A 16,019-nucleotide genomic window follows, 5' to 3' on the forward strand; every position below is an offset into this window, starting at 1 on the left:
ATACTATTTCATCGTCCTAAATGGACCCTCCTTTTTGTAACTGATAAGTCTTTGCTTCCCCCTTTTCTGGCTTTTCGTATACACAAAGAGGAGTTGTTTATTCTTTTAAAAATCAAATCTATTTATTTTTTTTCAATTTACATTCTATAAAAATTTTTCTTTTTTGAAATCATAATTGATAATAGTTTTAAATATTATCAAAGTAAATTTTGTGTAAGATTGCGAGCCATTATCAAAACCTACTATTAAAAGGCTTTAAAAGAAAGTGAAATTTCTAAATCAAAAATTTTTTTATAAAGTGCACACTTATTTATCTCTTTTATTTTTTATTCCACTTGCAGTAGTTTGTTTTAGCGGTGCGATCCTCGTTTATAAAGATGAGCTAAACAGCCTTCTTGCTCCAAATGTCGTAAATGTAAATTTAAACAAAGAAAATTTAAGCAAAAGGATCAGCTTTGATGAGCAAAGAGAGATCATCGCAAGCGAGCTTGGCGGCTACGAGATGGTCGGCATCAACATCGATACAAACCTTAAAAAATGCGACAAAATTTGGTTAATCGAGCATAATGACAGCCAAAAAGAGTGGAAATTTATCTATTTTGACGCTTTTAGCGGTAAGATAAAGAGCGGACCACTCGCACATGATGAGGGATTTTTTGGAGTTTTAACCGAGCTTCATGAGTCGCTATTTCTAGGAAAGAGCGGTCACGTTATCCTTACTTTAACCGCTATTTTTACATTTTTTATCTGCATAAGTGGTTTCGTGATTTATAGAAAATTTTGGCTGACACTACTTAGGCTTCGTGTAAATAGGCTAAATATTTTTATGAGCGACATTCATAAAATGATAGGAATTTTTCTACGCCTATTTTACTGCTCATTTGCATAAATGGTGTTTGGTGGGAATTTCAGATGGCAGGCATGCCAGAGTTTAAAAATGACTTCGTTATAGATGCAAAAATTTATAACAAAGGCCTATCTCTTGACGAGCTGGTAGCCCGCTCAAAAAATGATCTTGCTGGCTTTGAGCCACACTTCATCTCACTGCCTTTTATGCAAGGAGCAAATATACGCCTTTTTGGCTATGTAAAAGATCAAAATTTCTTACATAACGAATATTCAAGCATATTAATTTACGATAAAAATAGCGGTGAATTAGTAAGTATTTTGGACATAAAAAATGCAAATCTAAGCGAAGAAATTCTCTCAGCATTTAGAAAATCGTACTTTGGCAACTACAACCAATTCACAAAATTTATCTGGTTTTTGGTTGGTATTTCACCGCTTATTTTAAGTATCTCAGGGCTTTATTTGTGGATTAAAAGAAATTTCAAAAGGAGAAAAATGAAAAAAATTTTAATTAGTTTGGTTGCATTAAATTTGATGCAACCTCAAATTTTGCTAGCCAAAGCGATAAAATTTTAGAGGCAATTGATGTCGTAGAAAGCGAGCGAAGAGACGATGCAAACTACTTTGCAAAAGAGCTTGTAAAGAGCACAACTAGGCTAAATTTAACCTCTCGTCAAACGCCCCAGTCGCTAACTGTGCTAACAGAGGCTAGGCTAAAAGATCAAGGCATCAAGGACTATCATGCTTCTTAGAAATGTCCCAGGCGTCACGCTAAACAAAATGGACGAGCGCGCATATCCGACGGCTCGTGGCTTTAAGATAGATTATTGCTTGCTTGATTCGATGCCTAGCTTTGGTGGTTTTAGTCTTGGCGCAAATGATATGAGCTTGCTGCCTTATGAAAGAGTTGAGGTGGTAAAAGGGGCAAATGGCCTACTTGCAGGCGCTGGCAACCCAGCTGCAAGCTTAAATTTCATAAGAAAAAGAGCAGACTCAAAGGAGCTAAAAGGAAATTTTGGCGTAAGCGCTGGCTCATACGATAGATATGGCGTAAATGGCGATGTGCAAACGCCAGTAAATGAGGGCGGAAGCGTTAGAGCAAGGCTATCTTTTATGCATGAGAAGTCGCACTCTTATATGAATTATTACAACCGCAAAAATAGTGCGATTTATGGCGTAGTCGATAGCGACATAGGTGATAACTCATGGCTTAGTCTTGGTGCATTTTATCAAGAGTTAAGACGCCACGGGGTTAGATGGGGCGGTATGCCAGCATTTTACTCAGATGGCTCTAGGACAAATTTTAGTAAAAATGAAATTTTCTCTCAGCCTTGGACTAGATGGGATATAAAAACGCTTGATTTTTACGCTGATTTTAAGCACTACTTTGAAAACGAAGCGAGCTTAAATTTAAGCTACTCATTTAGACGGGCAAACACTGATTCAAATCTACTCTACTATGGCGGAGCGGTAAATTTAGATGACACCGGCAACATAGGTGGTCTTAGCGCCTATGCAAACAAAAGAGAGGAGAATATCCACAACGTAGATGCATACGCAAATATCCCTTACGAGCTAGCAAATTTATCTCATGAGTTTGTCTTTGGCGCGATGTATAACAACTACCAAAACAGCTCCGATAAGGTCAGTAGCTACTGGAATAGCCGCACGACTCCGGCAGGCCTAGCCTATGCGGCGCGCACTAGGATAGATTTTAATAACCTGCACCTAGACGACCCGAAGCTACCTTACGCCGATCAAAACAATAAAGACAAAACGATACAAAAGGCATTTTACGCGGCAAATAAACTATCAATCACTGATGAGCTTAAATTTTTGCTAGGTGCCAGGGTGAGCTACTACAAATACGAGATCGAGGGTGGCAAAGGCAATAGAAATTTCACAAATGAGATCACGCCATATCTTGGCATCACTTATGATATCGGAGCAAACCACACTCTATACGCCAGCTACACGAGTATATTTAAACCTCAAAACGCAAAGGATGCAAATGACAAGTATCTTGATCCGATCCAAGGCAAGGACTATGAAGTGGGCATCAAAGGCGAGTATCTTGACGGGGCGCTTCAAGCAAGTCTTGGCGTCTTTAAGATCGTACAAGACAAGCTTGGCATAAATACTGGTAGGAAAAATCCAGCGACAAATGCCGATATATATGAAGCTGGCAAAGGCGTCACAAGCAAGGGTGTCGAGCTAGATATAAACGGCGAGATCACTAAAAACTTAAGCCTAAGCTTTGGTGCAACGCACTTTAACGCAAAAGATGCCAAAGGTGAGAAGTATGCCACCGACTCATCAAGAAGCACGGCAAATTTATTTGCAAAGTATGAATTTAGGGACTTTAGAGTAGGAGCTGGAGCTATGTATAAGAGTAAAATTTACAAAGACGCAGATAAAATCACACAAAAAGGCTACACTTTGGCTAATTTAATGCTTGGTTATAAATTTGCTAAAAACTTTGACGTGCAGCTGAATATCGACAATCTATTTAATAAAAAATACTACGAGGGCATCGGCAAAAACATGATGGTTTATGGTGACTCACGCACCTTTAATCTAAGCTTTAACTATAATTTTTAATCTAATTAAATCACCAGCCAAATAAGCTGGTGATAACTTTCAACTCCTAAAGTGTATAATTAGAAAAATATATTTTAGGATGAGTGTCATGTTTAAAGTAGAGGTTATTTATAAATTCTGTCTTGTTTTAGTTCTTATTTTGGGGCTTTGTATGCTCGCATTTTCTGGTGTAAATTTTGCGCTTGGCGAATATAATGAGTACTTACTAAATGCCCATAAAATCGCAGGTTTCTTAATATTGCTTGCTGCAATACTTCACGTTATAAATCGCAGAAAGAAGCTAGTAAAACTAATAAATGAAACAATGGATGTGCTAACGCGCAGTAAAAATCCAAGCATTTGTAATATGGACCGAATCATCGCCTCACTAGAGCCATACAGCATAACTGAAATTTCGCAAATGTTGGGCTTTGACGAGGCTATTTTTTGCGAAACTTTACGTAAAAATGGGGTTAAATTTAATGACGCTAGCCAAACTCTACGCCAGATCGCACGAATGAATGATGAAAAGATATTTTTCGTGCTAGTTCTTATCATTGAGGCGAAATTTGGCAAGAGATTTTGCGGCGAGCTAAAGTATAAACGTGGCGGAAAACTTAAAGATAAAAAAATGGTCGCATAGAGCTAGCTTAGCCTTTGCTAGCTTGTGCCATGCAGATGAAGCTATCTTTACTCCAGTGCCTAAATGCGCAGTCATAGCAGCTTCTCTCACCTCTACAAGCCATCTCTTCTTCGTCGTTATCTAGCTTAAAATTAGCGCAGTCTTGGGCTATTTGGCGAGCTTTTTCGTAGTTAAATTTACCGTATTTAAACTCATTTTTCTCATTGAAATTTTGCATCATCAAAATTCCCGAAGCTCTTTTATATTTAAATTTCTAAACTCATCATTTTTGTCTTTTTGCACAAGTAAAGTTGCCTTGTGATGCCAAAATATAGGCTTTAAAGTGCCACCTAAATTTATCATCTCATCTTTTGCTAGCTCTTTAAAATTCTCGTTCAAAACCGCCTCGATAAATGGAAGCTCTGTAAGCTTAGCAACGCTTAGCTTTGACTCATTTATTTTAAATTTGCCTCTGATTTTTCCGTCACTTCCGCTAAGCCTAAGACCTATACCAGCAAGAGCGCCGATAACGCCATTGGCATTTGGCGTAAGAGCTTTTAAAAATACATTTTGCGCCATAGCTATCTCAAAAGCTTGCTTTGTGGTTAGGAGCATATTTTTTGCATTTTTGCCAAAATTTATTAGCTCTTTCGTATCTTTTATATCGTCTTTGAAAACAGCTGCGATACCTGGTTCAGCGCTGTATTCGCGCAGCGGTAGCGTCATCGTGCTAGTTCTTGGCGGCGTCATCAGCGGCTCGCTCTTTACCTCGCTGTTCTCGGTGCTAAAATATGCCGCAGACCCGAACGACGCGCTTCCTGCGATCACCTATTTTTTGATGGGAAGCCTCGGCTTTGCGTCCAAAAGCTTCATCCAAATTTCGATCCTGCCGATGTGCGCGGGCGTTTTGCTACTTTTGCTTAGCGGCAAATACCTAAACGCGCTAAGCCTTGGCGAAGAGGAGGCAAAGAGCCTGGGCGTAAACACGACGTGGGTTAAAATTTTTATCATCCTAGTCGCGACCTTCGTTAGCGCACTTAGCGTGACTATCGCAGGCATCATCGGCTGGATCGGGCTTATCGTGCCGCACATCGCGCGCTTTATCTTCGGTGCCGACAACCGCGCGGTTCTGGCTAGCTCGGCGATGATCGGCGCGATATTTCTGCTCTTTTGCGACAGCTTCTCGCGGCTCATCTTTACCTTTGAGATCCCCATCGGCATCGTGACCTCGCTATTTGGCATTCCGATGTTTATCATCGTGCTTCGCCGCGCCAAGAGGAGCTTTTGATGCGAGAAAATTTGATAGAGGTGCTAATCGCAGGCAAAAGCGTGCGCGACTACGGCAAAAAGGGACTCGTCTCACTCGTCGCCTATGTGCCGCAGACGCATGCGCCCTATACGAGGGTCAGCGGCGGCGAGCGGCAGCTGGCGTACATCGCGCGCACGCTGGTTCAAGGCGCGAAAGTGATCTTTATGGACGAGCCGACTAATGGGCTGGACTTCGGCAATCAAATTAGGCTGCTCGAGATGATAAAGGCGCTAGGCGACGAGGGCTACACCTTCGTGCAGACGACGTACTACCCGCGCCACGCGAAATTCGTCTCAAGCTTGACGCTGTTTATAAAAGACGGCGAAATTTTAGCCTTCGGGCGCAGCGAGCAGCTCATAAATGCCGAAAATATCGATAAAATATACGGCATAAACTACGAAAAGTACGAGGATAGATTATGATTTTACCTTCAAACTACGACGAGATCGACTTTAACAAGCTTTACAAAGAGCAAAAGGCGAGAAGTTCATTCGGCAAAAAAATTGCAGAGGACTGGGACAAAAAGGCGCCTAGCTTCAACGAGGGCGTGATGAAAAGCGCCTACGCGCAAGAATTTATAGATAAGGTCGATTTTACGGGCGTTTCTACGCTGCTTGACTTTGCGTACGGAGCGGGCGCGCTAAGCGTGCTGACGGCTAAAAAAGCGGATCAAATTTACGGCTACGACTTTTTGCCTAAGATGCTAGAGTTTGCCAGGCAAAACGCTCAAATTTACGGCGCGCAAAACATTAAATTTGCGCAAAAAGCCTTTGAGGACGACTGGTCGGACGTGCCAGCGTGCGACGTGGTTTTGGCCTCGCGCTGCCTTGAGATGGACGATCTAAAACTACGCTTAACAAGCTTCTTTCAAAGACCAAAAAATCGCTTTATATCACGTTTAAGGTCGGTGGCAGCTTCGTAGATGAGGAGATTTTGGATGCGATAGGGCGCAAGGTGGAGCAAAAGCCCGACTTCGTCTATCTTTTAAACATCTTGTTTCAAATGGGCTATTTGCCAAGCCTAAGCTATATAAAAGCCAAGTGTCATGCGGGCCCAGAAACAAGCGCGCAGGAGCTCATACAAAAGACGCGCTGGGGGCTTGGCGGCGAGCTAAGCAAAACTGAGGAGGCGCGGCTAGCGGAGTATTTTAACAGCGGTAAATATAAACCGAAACAAGAATTTATGCACTGGGCATTCGTAACTGTCGATAAGGCAAATAGAATCTAAATTTAAGAATATAGTTAAAATTACTCCTAAAATGGAGCAAAATTTAATGTTAGTTATATGCCTAACTATGACAAAAGTAAAAGATAATTGGCAAGATTTATAAAGTGGTTTTTGCTTAGTGTCAATGTTTTAAGCAATAAAATAAAGGTCAGTAGACATTAAGTTGTAGATAGTTTTATGGCGGGCAGAGAGAGATTCGAACTCTCGGTGAGTTGCCCCACACACGCGTTCCAGGCGTGCTCCTTAAACCGCTCGGACATCTACCCATGAAGAAGTGGAATTATATCTTTATTTGCTTAATGCTTGGCTTTTAAAGTTTGGCCCCAAGATAACGACATTTTTGTACTCATTATCCATCAGACAAATGCTGGGCAATTCATTCCATTTTTTAAAGCCAAATTTTAAAAATAGCCTAAGAGTTTCTTCATTTTCACTAAATATTAGAGCGATAATTTTTTAAATTTAGCCTCTTTGCCTCATCTAGACTTTGACTTAAAAGCTACTTGCCAATGCCCATGCCAAGAGCCTTTTTGGCTGCATAGATACTTATTTCTAAACTTATTTTAGGATTAAAATTACTAAGCAAAACACCAGCCTAAAATTTCACCATTTTCTTTATAGATAAAGATTGGGCGAGAGTTGTTGTGAGTTTTAAGCCAAGGCTCTTGCTAATTCATGTCAACTAGCTATATATTATCAGTTGCAGTTTTTCTAAAACGCACTAGTTATAAATTTGAGCAACCATTTCAAGATCGCTCAAATTTTTTAAAGCCTAGCCTCTTTTGGCAGCTTGATAGACTGGCTCAAGCTTTGCTGCGACCTCTTTTAAGTCCTTGATCCTGCTCTCATTTGATGGGTGAGTGCTTAAAATTTCAGGCACCTTTCCGCCACTCATCTTGCTCATTTTTACCCAGACTTCGACCGCTTCTTTTGGATCGTATCCGGCTCTTGCCATTAGTTCAGTACCGATGTGATCAGCCTCGGTCTCATGCGAGCGAGAAAACGGCAGAGATATGGTGTATTCGCTAGCTAAATTTAGAGCATTAGCTCCAAGATCGCCAAGGCCAGTAGCTGTGGCTATTGCAAAGATACCTATGCTTTTCATCTGATCAGCACTTGCTTGCTCTCTGCTGTGCTCCCTAAGAGCGTGTGCGATCTCGTGTCCCATGACCGCAGCTAGCTGCGCATCTGTTAAATTTAGCCTTTTTATAATGCCACTATAAACGACTATCCTTCCCCCTGGCATACACCAAGCATTTAGCGTATCTTCATTAATGACATTTACTTGCCACTTCCATTTTAGAGCGTCATCCCTAAAAACGCCAGTTTGGGCGATGAGCCTTTTGGCGATATCTTGAACTCTTTTTGTAAGGATAGGATCAACATTTAGCTCGCCTTTACTTCTAGCAGCTGTTAGCGTCTTGACGTAGGCTTGGGCTGAGCTTTGCTCCATAGCTTCTGATGAGACTAGCATAAATTGCTTACGATCAGCACCAACAACGCCTGCTTTTGTAACGCTTGAGCAGCCAGTAAAGAGCAAACTAGTCGCTAACAATGTAAGTAGAAATTTTTTCATTTTTATCCTTTTTGGACTAAAATTTTGCGTATTATAGCCTGAGCTAGATATGCATTGTTAAACGAGGGGAAAATTTAATTTTTGGAGCTGAAACGGCTTACAAATTTTAAAATTTGTCAGAAATTTTCTAAAATAAAACGCATGCAGTGCGCCAGCACGATTGCATGCCACTCCTAACGTGCGAGGGGTTTAGGGGATTCAAAAAGGGGGATAAGGGGACGGCTTCGTAATTCAAGTCCCCTTGTCTCCCTTTTAAATAAAAAGAAATTTACGAATTTAATAAAGCTTTTTTGCAAATTTTAAAATCTCATTCACTCGCAAGAATTGACTACTAAAATTTGGCTTCGCTTATAGCTTAGCTCAAATTTTAGAGCCGAAATTACTCGCTCATGAAATTTTAAAATTTACTAGAGTTTATTTGGTATGTAAATTTACGCCTACGCCTTATAGTTTATATTTCTCTCAAATTCTCTCAAACGCTTATTGACCGATCTTAGCTCCGTTATCGTCGTCCAGTTATCGATAAAGACGCTAAAACTCTCTCTGACCTGCGAGAAGGCATTGCTAGCTTGTATAAGCACACCAAGCGTTATAACACCGCTAAATAGGCCGTTTCCCATTATGATATAAGGCACGATGACAAGAATTTGTGAAAAGGAGATAAGCCAGAGATTAAAGTAGCCATAATGCAAAAATAGCTTGTAGTAGTTTAGTTTGACACCTGTAAAAAGTTCCAGCATCACATTTGGTCGGCAAAATTTAGACTTATCATCCTCGCCATAAACCAGCTCTTTTCTAAATGCTGCTTCTGCTTTTTGGTTGTTATACTCGATATGCGGGAGTTTAATGCCCACAAACCACGAAATAATTAAGCCGCCGATACTAATTATCAAAGCGATATAAACAAGCGAGCCTTCGATATCTTTGATGTAAGGCAAACTCACGCTCTTACTTAGCTCCCAAAGTACTGGTATAAAGGCAATTAGCGTCATGATTGCCCTTAAAACCTGCACGCCAAGGCTTTCCATTATTTTGGCAAAGCGGTAGATATCTTCTTGGATACGCTGTGAGCTGCCCTCGATATCACTTTCGCAGTTTTGCCAAAATTTTAGATATCTAAACGTCATCGCCTCTCTCCAGCGAAAGACCCAGTGGCTAGCAAAAAACGAGATCACAGTGTAAGTCACGACGTAAGGCATAGCAATTTTTATAAAGTTAAAAATTTCTCGCCAAAACTCACTTACATCATGATCTTTTGAGTTTTGCACGATGTCGTAGAAATTTTTATACCACTCGTTTATACGGACATTTAGGTGTGTTTGATAAACAAGAAGCAAGATGATAAATATCGCTCCGCCATAAGCCCAGAGTGCCCATTTTTTATCTTTAAAAAATGATGAAAACATAAAGTGCCTTTTGTAAATTTTGGCGAATTATAGCAAGCAATATTAAGCATTTATATAAAATTTAAATGCGAACTATATCATTTTGCAAATTTTACGTAAAGGAAAATGATGAAAAAAATAGCATTTTTGGCTCTTGGCTTTTTTGCAACACTTGCGTTCGCGGCTGATATGAAGGTCTATAAAAGCCCAACTTGTGGATGTTGTACTAGCTGGGGTGAGGCGATGCAGAAAGCTGGATTTAGCGAAGAGGTCATAAAAGTAGATGATATAGCTAAAGTTAAGAAAGAATTTAATGTGCCACTAGAGCTTTCAAGCTGCCATACAGCAATCATTGATGGATATATCATAGAAGGTCATGTCCCAGCCGATGAGGTAAAGCGCCTACTAGAGCTTAAGCCAAAAGACGTAGTTGGTATCTCAGTACCTGGCATGCCGATGGAGAGCCAAGGTATGGAGCAAGGCAGTAAAGCTGAGCAATACGACGTCATACTCTTTAAAAAAGATGGCTCACAAGAAATTTTTGCCACTTACATCGGCACAAAAAAACTAAGATAACTTCAAAATTTTTAAATTTAGCTCATTTTTTGGCGAGCTAAATTTAAAAAGAAATTCCCTTACTTACGGCTATGATACAAAGTAAAAATGTTAGCGGAACGTAGATAAATTTGCCTACAAAATACCAGAAATTACCATAAGATTTATTTGCTCCGGAATTTATCTCGTCTAAAATTTCATCTTTTTTAATAATCCAAAACCAAGAAATAGCCCCGATTACCGCGCCGATTGGAATGATATAGATCGACACAAAGTCCATCCAAGGTCCCCAACTGCTAATAGGCTCCATAAATGCTCCTATGCCAAAGCAAACTGCACAAAGTAGCGTGAGCGTACAAAATCTACTAAGGAGCGGAAATTTATGCATTAGTGACTCGGCGACTACTTCAAACATATTTTGAAGCGAAGTGATACCACCAAAGATGACTGCGGTAAATAGTATGATCGCAAAAATTTGTCCGCCGATCATATTTTGTAAAATTTTTGGAAGCGTTACAAAAAGTAGCTTTGGACCTTCGGCTGGATCCATAGCATAGGCAAAGACTGCTGGGATCATAACAAGAGCGGCCACAAGAGCTGCGATAGTATCAAAAAAAGCCGTAGTTTTAGCACTTTCAACGATATCTTCATCTTTTGAAAGGTACGCTCCATAAACTATCATGCCAGATCCTGTGATAGAGAGCGAGAAAAAGGCTTGACCCATCGCAGAAACCCATACCATCGGGTCTGCAAGCTTACTAAAGTCAGGAATAAAAAGGAATTTATACCCATCAAATGCATTTGGCAGCATCGCAACATTTATAGCCAAAATGCTAAATAATACAAAAAACAGTGGCATCATTATTTGATTTGTTTTTTCGATACTTTTTGCCCCAAAAAATAGTGTAAGAAGCGTGCCAACAACGATGATAAAATGATAAGGTAAGACTGAGTAATCTTGAAGTGCAAATGAGTTAAACCAAACGTTCGTATCAACGCTCATAAATGAGCCAGTGAGTGCCTGAGTAAGGGCCTTTAGTATGTAGGCGATGATGACTGCATAGCCGATGGCTATACAAAGTGAACCAGCAAGCGGAAGCCAGCCAATAATACTGCCAAATACACCTAAATTTCTACTTTGCCAAGCATATTTATATGATCCAAGCGTACCAGTCTTTGCACGTCTACCGATCGCATACTCTGCACTTAGACCAACATATGAAAAAAGAGCTATGAAAAAAACATAGATGAGTAAAAACGCTGCACCGCCATTTGTGCCAAGTTTATAAGGAAAGCCCCAGACATTTGCCATGCCAACTGCTGATCCAACACAGGCCAATATAAATGCCCAGCGCGATGAAAAATTCTTTTTGCTCATTGTAAAATCCATAAATTTAGTGATGAAAATAATGTTATCAAAATATGATTTAAGAACTTTTTATAAATCTTAAATTTAAGAAATGTTGTTACTTTTGAGCGCGATTAATTTGACCGCTAAATATAAATTTGCTATAATCTGGCAAAAATTTTTAACTCTTAAGGATCATAATTGAACCCCAGTAGCGATAATTCGCTTTTAATGGTAATACTTGCCATTGTATTCATTTTACTAAATGCCTTTTTTGTTTTATCAGAATTTTCTCTTGTTAAAGTTCGTAAGTCTAGACTTGAAGAGCTTATTAAGGAGAAAAAGCCAAACGCTCAGCTTGCTTTTGAGATGTCAAACAAGCTTGATACTTATCTTAGTGCCACTCAGCTTGGCATCACACTAAGCTCACTTGCTCTTGGTTGGATCGGTGAGCCAGCGGTTGCAAGACTTATAGAAGCTCCACTTAAAAATTTCTTCAACTTTAGTGATATCTTAGTTCATACGGTTGGTTTTGCGATCGCATTTACGCTTATTACGCTACTTCACGTTGTAATGGGTGAGCTTGTGCCAAAGTCAGTTGCTATAGCAAAGGCCGAGACTTCAGTATTAAAAATTGCTCGTCCACTTCACTTTTTCTGGGTGCTATTTTCGCCTGTAATTAAGCTTTTTGATATTTTAGCGACCATTGGACTTAAAATTTTAGGCATCCAGCCAGCTAAAGAAAATGAGCTAGCCCACTCTGAAGAAGAGATAAAAATCATCGTTGGTGAGAGCTTAAAGGGCGGTGTGCTTGATAGTTTTGAGACTGAGATCATTAAAAATGCAGTTGATTTTAGCGACACAGTCGCAAAAGAGATCATGACGCCAAGACGCGATATGATCTGCATAAATAAACAAAAGAGTTTTGAGGAGAATTTACAAGTTGTATTTGAGTCAAAATACACTCGCTTTCCTTATATAGATGGCTCAAAAGATATTATTTTGGGCATGATACACATTAGAGATATTTTGCAACTTCACTTTAGCAAAGACAAAGAGAAGAGTTTTGACGCGATTGTGCGTAAATTTGTCATCGTGCCTGAGAGCCTCTCTATCTCAAAAGTGCTTGTAATGATGAATAAAGAGCAAATTTCAGCTGCACTTGTCGTTGATGAGTATGGTGGCACGGCTGGTCTTCTTACGATGGAGGACATCATGGAGGAGGTGCTTGGTGACTTTAACGACGAGCACGACGAGGTCGATCAGCACTATAAAAAGATAAATGACAATATTTACGAATTTCAAGGTAGATATGATCTAGAGAGCGTTGAAGAGGTTCTTGGTATAAGCTTTGACGAAGAGACGGATCAAGTTACAATCGGTGGATATGTCTTCAACCTAATCGGTCGTTTGCCAGTTGTAGGTGATAAGATCGAGGACGAAAACTGCTACTACGAAGTAAGAAAGATGGATGGAGCTAGCATATCACGAGTCAAAGTTAGAAAAAAGATAAAAAATGAAGAGGAGAGCATTCAATCTTAAATTTATATATTTATGGCTTAAATAAGCCATGTTATTTAAATTTCTATCAATATTGTGATGCTCTAGACTCAATTTCACCATCGCTTATTTCATTAAATTTTTGTTTTAGACAAGTCTTCTAGTTGTGGCCAAACAAAATAAACTCATATAAATTTTTTCGAGTAGATATCCAGCAGTAAAATTTAATCTTAAATTTTAAATATAGTTAATATAATTAAAAATTGTTTTTTACGAGGAGTAAAGATGAGAATAATAAATGTAAAGGATATAAGAGAAGTCGTTGCTAAGCTTTGCAAACAGGCCTGTTATGTCGTGACGCCAGATTTAAAGGCTGCTTTTACAAAGGCTCAAAGTAGCGAAAGCTCGTCGCTAGGCAAAGACATTTTGGGCAAAATTTTACAAAATGCTAAGCTTGCGGAAGAGGGCGTTGCACCTATCTGCCAAGATACAGGCATGACGGTTGTTTTTGTGCAGATCGGCCAAGATGTGCATATTGAGGGTGGATATATTGAAGATGCGATAAATGAGGGCATTGCGGAAGGCTACATTGGAGGCTATCTAAGAAAGTCAGTCGTTGCTGAGCCACTTTTTGAGAGAAAAAATACCACAAATAACACTCCAGCCGTCATTCACACTAGGATCGTACCAGGAGATAAGCTAAAGATAAAAGTAGCTCCAAAAGGTTTTGGTAGTGAGAATAAATCAGTTTTAAAAATGCTTGTGCCAGCTGATGGTATAGAAGGTGTAAAAAAAGTCTTTTTGGAGGCTGTAAAATACGCTGGACCAAATGCCTGTCCTCCACTAACAATAGGCGTTGGCATAGGCGGTACGATGGATAAGGCAGCACTTTTGGCAAAAGAAGCAGCAGTTCGTTCAGTAGATAGTAAAAATTCCGATGCAAGATATGCCAAATTAGAAGACGAGCTACTAGAGCTTGCTTGTAAAACTGGTGTTGGTCCTCAAGGACTTGGTGGTGACACCACTGCTGTTAAAGTAAATGTCGAGTGGTATCCAACCCACATAGCAGGTCTTCCTGTTGCTATAAACATTAACTGCCATGCTGCACGCCACGCAGATGCCGAGCTTTAAGGAGAGAAAATGTCGGAAGTAAAAAGAATAACAGCACCATTTGATAAAGAGGTGGTAAAGAGCCTAAAAGCAGGTGATAATGTCCTAATATCAGGCACTATCATAGCAGCTCGTGACGCTGCACATAAGGCACTTACTGAAACATTGGCACGTGGTGAAAAGCTGCCAGTTGAGCTAAAGGGTGAGACTATCTACTATGTCGGACCAACTCCAGCCAAGCCAAACCAAGCTATCGGAGCAGCAGGCCCAACAACAAGTGGCAGAATGGATAAATACACCCCAACTATGATAAATGAAGTTGGTATAAATGGTATGATCGGTAAAGGCTACAGGAGTGACGCAGTAGTCGAGGCTATGAAAAAATCATGCTGTGTTTATATGGTTGCTATCGGTGGTATCGGAGCACTCATTAGCCAAAGCATCAAAAAATATGAAGTGCTGGCTTACCCAGAACTAGGACCAGAGGCAGTTGCTAGGCTTACAGTTGAGGATTTCCCAGCAATAGTTGCCATTGACTGCGACGGTAATAACTTCTATGAAGTCGGTCAAGCACCTTACAAAAAGATATAAATTTATCCCGCTAGCAAGCTAGCTAGCGGACTTTAATAATATCCAAGACACATCGTTTCAGTTAATTTTATGCGTTTTTCAAATGGAGCAGGTGAGAAAAATTTACACTTTTCAATGTAAATTCTATAAGAATAGCTAAGATTAAAATCATCATAAAATTTCTTCAAGTCTATAAATTTGATGCCGCAAATCTCATAGAATTTAAAGAGCTCGTAGATCTTAGAGCCATTTTTTGCTACAAGATGAGAAGGAGAAAGCGAGGTAAAAGAGCAAAATACGCCTGTTGGAATAAGGCCATTTAAAGGCGTGCAAGTTTTTATAATGTTTTGAAATTTGACTGGAATGCTATTTTTCCTAAGAAAAACTATTCTTGAGTTTTCAAATTTAGCGCTTATGACGTTTTTCCAAAAAAGATAAGCATTTGATGAGATGCCGGCATTTTTAGCCAATTCAGCACCGAGCACATAATCATCTAAAAACTCATTTGGTGCGAGTATATTTTGCATCTTCATCCTTTTGAAATTTTGCCCATTATAGCTTTTGGAGACTAAAAATTTAGAAAATTTATAGTAGGATTTTAAAAATTTTTAAAAGGAGAAAATATGAAAAAACAAATCTCAACAAAAAATGCTCCACAAGCGATCGGGCCATATTCTCAAGCTATTAGCTCAAATGGATTTTTATTTATCTCAGGTCAGCTTGGTGTCACACCAGCGGGTGAGTTTGCAGGTAGTAGCGTAGAGGCCCAAGCTGAGCAATCGCTTGAAAATTTAAAAAATATCTTGACTGAGGCAGGGCTTACTTTTGATAATACTGTAAAGACTACAATATTTCTAGCAGATATGGCAGATTTTGTTAAAGTAAATACTGTGTATACTAAATTTTTTAAAGAGCCTTATCCTGCTAGAAGTACAGTAGCCGTTAAGACTTTGCCAAAAGATGCACTTGTGGAAATAGAGCTTATCGCAGCTTATTAATAGATATTGTGTAAAATTTATATAATCTAATGTTTAATATAATGGAGAGCAAAAAACTCTCCAAATTTATATTTCAAAAACTAAACCCTATAAACCTATAATAAAAATACATACTTTAAAATTTTCAAGCGCCTAATAAAATTTTCTCAAATTCCCTAAATATTTCAACTATCTTTAAGTATTGCTCATATATAATTCCAGCTCACGAAACGAGAAACCACCTTTAACTTCATTGGTTAATAAAGCCTTTTCTTTTTATCGTTGTTCTTTTAACTTACAATTGTTAAACTATTAGTCAATCTTTGAAATCTAAACAAGTGATCGATTGAGCCAGTCTATTATTTTATAATTTATAATAGATTAGACAAACTAATAAATAAAACTAAAACC

Annotated in this window: 17 protein-coding genes, 1 tRNA gene and 1 pseudogene; 12 read left to right on the top strand and 7 right to left on the bottom strand. The window is 39.2% G+C overall.

Translation table 11 applies throughout. The features are described from left to right. Positions 1-298 precede the first annotated feature (298 nt). The 3 genes and pseudogenes from CYP28_RS09020 to CYP28_RS09030 all read left to right on the top strand — a co-directional run bounded on the left by CYP28_RS09020 (position 299) and on the right by CYP28_RS09030 (position 4,072). Positions 299-1,425: pseudogene (locus tag CYP28_RS09020) on the top strand (PepSY-associated TM helix domain-containing protein). 165 nt (positions 1,426-1,590) lie between these two features. Then, a complete protein-coding gene (locus CYP28_RS09025) occupies positions 1,591-3,450 on the top strand; it encodes a TonB-dependent siderophore receptor (RefSeq protein ID WP_103593917.1) in 1,860 nt (619 codons plus the stop codon). Between the two features lie 88 nt (positions 3,451-3,538). Further along, a complete protein-coding gene (locus CYP28_RS09030; protein ID WP_103593918.1) occupies positions 3,539-4,072 on the top strand; it encodes a chemotaxis protein in 534 nt (177 codons plus the stop codon). Between the two features lie 7 nt (positions 4,073-4,079). Here CYP28_RS09030 and CYP28_RS09035 read toward each other — a convergent pair whose 3' ends face one another. Beyond that, the gene (locus CYP28_RS09035; protein ID WP_181000447.1) at positions 4,080-4,292 is read right to left on the bottom strand and encodes a molybdopterin biosynthesis protein MoeB; all 213 of its coding nucleotides are present in this window, start codon (positions 4,290-4,292) and stop codon (positions 4,080-4,082) included. After that, positions 4,292-4,801, bottom strand: a complete 510-nt coding sequence (locus tag CYP28_RS09040) for a hypothetical protein (protein WP_181000448.1) — start codon at positions 4,799-4,801, stop codon at positions 4,292-4,294. The genes CYP28_RS09035 and CYP28_RS09040 overlap by 1 nt, the downstream gene beginning before the upstream one ends. Here CYP28_RS09040 and CYP28_RS09045 point away from each other — a divergent pair. Genes CYP28_RS09045 through CYP28_RS10705 form a run of 4 tightly spaced genes read left to right on the top strand, consistent with a single transcriptional unit; the run spans position 4,713 to position 6,587 of the window. Further along, positions 4,713-5,339, top strand: coding sequence for a FecCD family ABC transporter permease (locus tag CYP28_RS09045; protein ID WP_258034142.1), 627 nt, complete (start codon positions 4,713-4,715; stop codon positions 5,337-5,339). The genes CYP28_RS09040 and CYP28_RS09045 overlap by 89 nt on opposite strands. After that, the gene (locus tag CYP28_RS09050; RefSeq protein ID WP_258034140.1) at positions 5,339-5,782 is read left to right on the top strand and encodes an ABC transporter ATP-binding protein; all 444 of its coding nucleotides are present in this window, start codon (positions 5,339-5,341) and stop codon (positions 5,780-5,782) included. The genes CYP28_RS09045 and CYP28_RS09050 overlap by 1 nt, the downstream gene beginning before the upstream one ends. Beyond that, complete coding sequence (locus CYP28_RS10700; protein WP_242047057.1) at positions 5,779-6,282, top strand: methyltransferase domain-containing protein; 504 nt, start codon at positions 5,779-5,781, stop codon at positions 6,280-6,282. The genes CYP28_RS09050 and CYP28_RS10700 overlap by 4 nt, the downstream gene beginning before the upstream one ends. 11 nt (positions 6,283-6,293) lie before the next feature. After that, positions 6,294-6,587, top strand: coding sequence for a hypothetical protein (locus CYP28_RS10705; protein WP_242047056.1), 294 nt, complete (start codon positions 6,294-6,296; stop codon positions 6,585-6,587). 178 nt (positions 6,588-6,765) lie between these two features. Here CYP28_RS10705 and CYP28_RS09060 read toward each other — a convergent pair. The 3 genes from CYP28_RS09060 to CYP28_RS09075 all read right to left on the bottom strand — a co-directional run bounded on the left by CYP28_RS09060 (position 6,766) and on the right by CYP28_RS09075 (position 9,569). Further along, positions 6,766-6,853: transfer RNA gene (locus tag CYP28_RS09060), tRNA-Ser, on the bottom strand. Between the two features lie 506 nt (positions 6,854-7,359). After that, on the bottom strand, positions 7,360-8,163 hold the full coding sequence (locus CYP28_RS09070; protein WP_103593921.1) for a M48 family metallopeptidase: 804 nt from the start codon (positions 8,161-8,163) through the stop codon (positions 7,360-7,362). Between the two features lie 437 nt (positions 8,164-8,600). After that, on the bottom strand, positions 8,601-9,569 hold the full coding sequence (locus CYP28_RS09075; RefSeq protein WP_103593922.1) for a putative transporter: 969 nt from the start codon (positions 9,567-9,569) through the stop codon (positions 8,601-8,603). Positions 9,570-9,677: 108 nt separating this feature from the next. Here CYP28_RS09075 and CYP28_RS09080 point away from each other — a divergent pair, with 108 nt between their 5' ends. Beyond that, complete coding sequence (locus tag CYP28_RS09080; RefSeq protein ID WP_103593923.1) at positions 9,678-10,124, top strand: DUF411 domain-containing protein; 447 nt, start codon at positions 9,678-9,680, stop codon at positions 10,122-10,124. A 43-nt stretch (positions 10,125-10,167) separates the two neighbouring features. Here CYP28_RS09080 and CYP28_RS09085 read toward each other — a convergent pair whose 3' ends face one another. After that, complete coding sequence (locus tag CYP28_RS09085; RefSeq protein ID WP_103593924.1) at positions 10,168-11,481, bottom strand: sodium-dependent transporter; 1,314 nt, start codon at positions 11,479-11,481, stop codon at positions 10,168-10,170. Between the two features lie 201 nt (positions 11,482-11,682). On the opposite strand from CYP28_RS09085, the gene CYP28_RS09090 reads away from it, so the two are divergent. From CYP28_RS09090 to CYP28_RS09100, 3 genes are all read left to right on the top strand, one after another. Then, positions 11,683-12,993 (top strand): hemolysin family protein, encoded by a 1,311-nt coding sequence (locus CYP28_RS09090; protein WP_242047062.1) that lies wholly within the window; start codon positions 11,683-11,685, stop codon positions 12,991-12,993. Between the two features lie 243 nt (positions 12,994-13,236). Next, on the top strand, positions 13,237-14,082 hold the full coding sequence (locus CYP28_RS09095; protein WP_103593925.1) for a fumarate hydratase: 846 nt from the start codon (positions 13,237-13,239) through the stop codon (positions 14,080-14,082). 9 nt (positions 14,083-14,091) lie between these two features. Beyond that, the gene (locus CYP28_RS09100) at positions 14,092-14,652 is read left to right on the top strand and encodes a Fe-S-containing hydro-lyase (protein ID WP_103593926.1); all 561 of its coding nucleotides are present in this window, start codon (positions 14,092-14,094) and stop codon (positions 14,650-14,652) included. Positions 14,653-14,684: 32 nt separating this feature from the next. Here the strand turns inward: CYP28_RS09100 and CYP28_RS09105 are convergent, their stop codons facing one another. Continuing rightward, on the bottom strand, positions 14,685-15,158 hold the full coding sequence (locus CYP28_RS09105; protein WP_103593927.1) for a cysteine permease: 474 nt from the start codon (positions 15,156-15,158) through the stop codon (positions 14,685-14,687). A gap of 96 nt (positions 15,159-15,254) precedes the next feature. Here CYP28_RS09105 and CYP28_RS09110 point away from each other — a divergent pair, with 96 nt between their 5' ends. Further along, positions 15,255-15,629, top strand: coding sequence for a RidA family protein (locus CYP28_RS09110; RefSeq protein WP_103593928.1), 375 nt, complete (start codon positions 15,255-15,257; stop codon positions 15,627-15,629). Positions 15,630-16,019: the final 390 nt, after the last annotated feature.

This window comes from Campylobacter concisus, from assembly GCF_002914195.1.
GTDB classification, from domain to species: domain Bacteria; phylum Campylobacterota; class Campylobacteria; order Campylobacterales; family Campylobacteraceae; genus Campylobacter_A; species Campylobacter_A concisus_M.

Coding starts and splice junctions, on each gene's coding strand:
- CYP28_RS09025 (WP_103593917.1), top strand. CDS start 1,591: ATGCTTCTTAGAAATGTCCCAGGCGTCACGCTAAACAAAATGGACGAG.
- CYP28_RS09030 (WP_103593918.1), top strand. CDS start 3,539: ATGTTTAAAGTAGAGGTTATTTATAAATTCTGTCTTGTTTTAGTTCTT.
- CYP28_RS09035 (WP_181000447.1), bottom strand. CDS start 4,292: ATGATGCAAAATTTCAATGAGAAAAATGAGTTTAAATACGGTAAATTT.
- CYP28_RS09040 (WP_181000448.1), bottom strand. CDS start 4,801: ATGACGCCGCCAAGAACTAGCACGATGACGCTACCGCTGCGCGAATAC.
- CYP28_RS09050 (WP_258034140.1), top strand. CDS start 5,339: ATGCGAGAAAATTTGATAGAGGTGCTAATCGCAGGCAAAAGCGTGCGC.
- CYP28_RS10700 (WP_242047057.1), top strand. CDS start 5,779: ATGATTTTACCTTCAAACTACGACGAGATCGACTTTAACAAGCTTTAC.
- CYP28_RS09070 (WP_103593921.1), bottom strand. CDS start 8,163: ATGAAAAAATTTCTACTTACATTGTTAGCGACTAGTTTGCTCTTTACT.
- CYP28_RS09075 (WP_103593922.1), bottom strand. CDS start 9,569: ATGTTTTCATCATTTTTTAAAGATAAAAAATGGGCACTCTGGGCTTAT.
- CYP28_RS09080 (WP_103593923.1), top strand. CDS start 9,678: ATGAAAAAAATAGCATTTTTGGCTCTTGGCTTTTTTGCAACACTTGCG.
- CYP28_RS09085 (WP_103593924.1), bottom strand. CDS start 11,481: ATGAGCAAAAAGAATTTTTCATCGCGCTGGGCATTTATATTGGCCTGT.
- CYP28_RS09090 (WP_242047062.1), top strand. CDS start 11,683: ATGGTAATACTTGCCATTGTATTCATTTTACTAAATGCCTTTTTTGTT.
- CYP28_RS09095 (WP_103593925.1), top strand. CDS start 13,237: ATGAGAATAATAAATGTAAAGGATATAAGAGAAGTCGTTGCTAAGCTT.
- CYP28_RS09100 (WP_103593926.1), top strand. CDS start 14,092: ATGTCGGAAGTAAAAAGAATAACAGCACCATTTGATAAAGAGGTGGTA.
- CYP28_RS09105 (WP_103593927.1), bottom strand. CDS start 15,158: ATGCAAAATATACTCGCACCAAATGAGTTTTTAGATGATTATGTGCTC.
- CYP28_RS09110 (WP_103593928.1), top strand. CDS start 15,255: ATGAAAAAACAAATCTCAACAAAAAATGCTCCACAAGCGATCGGGCCA.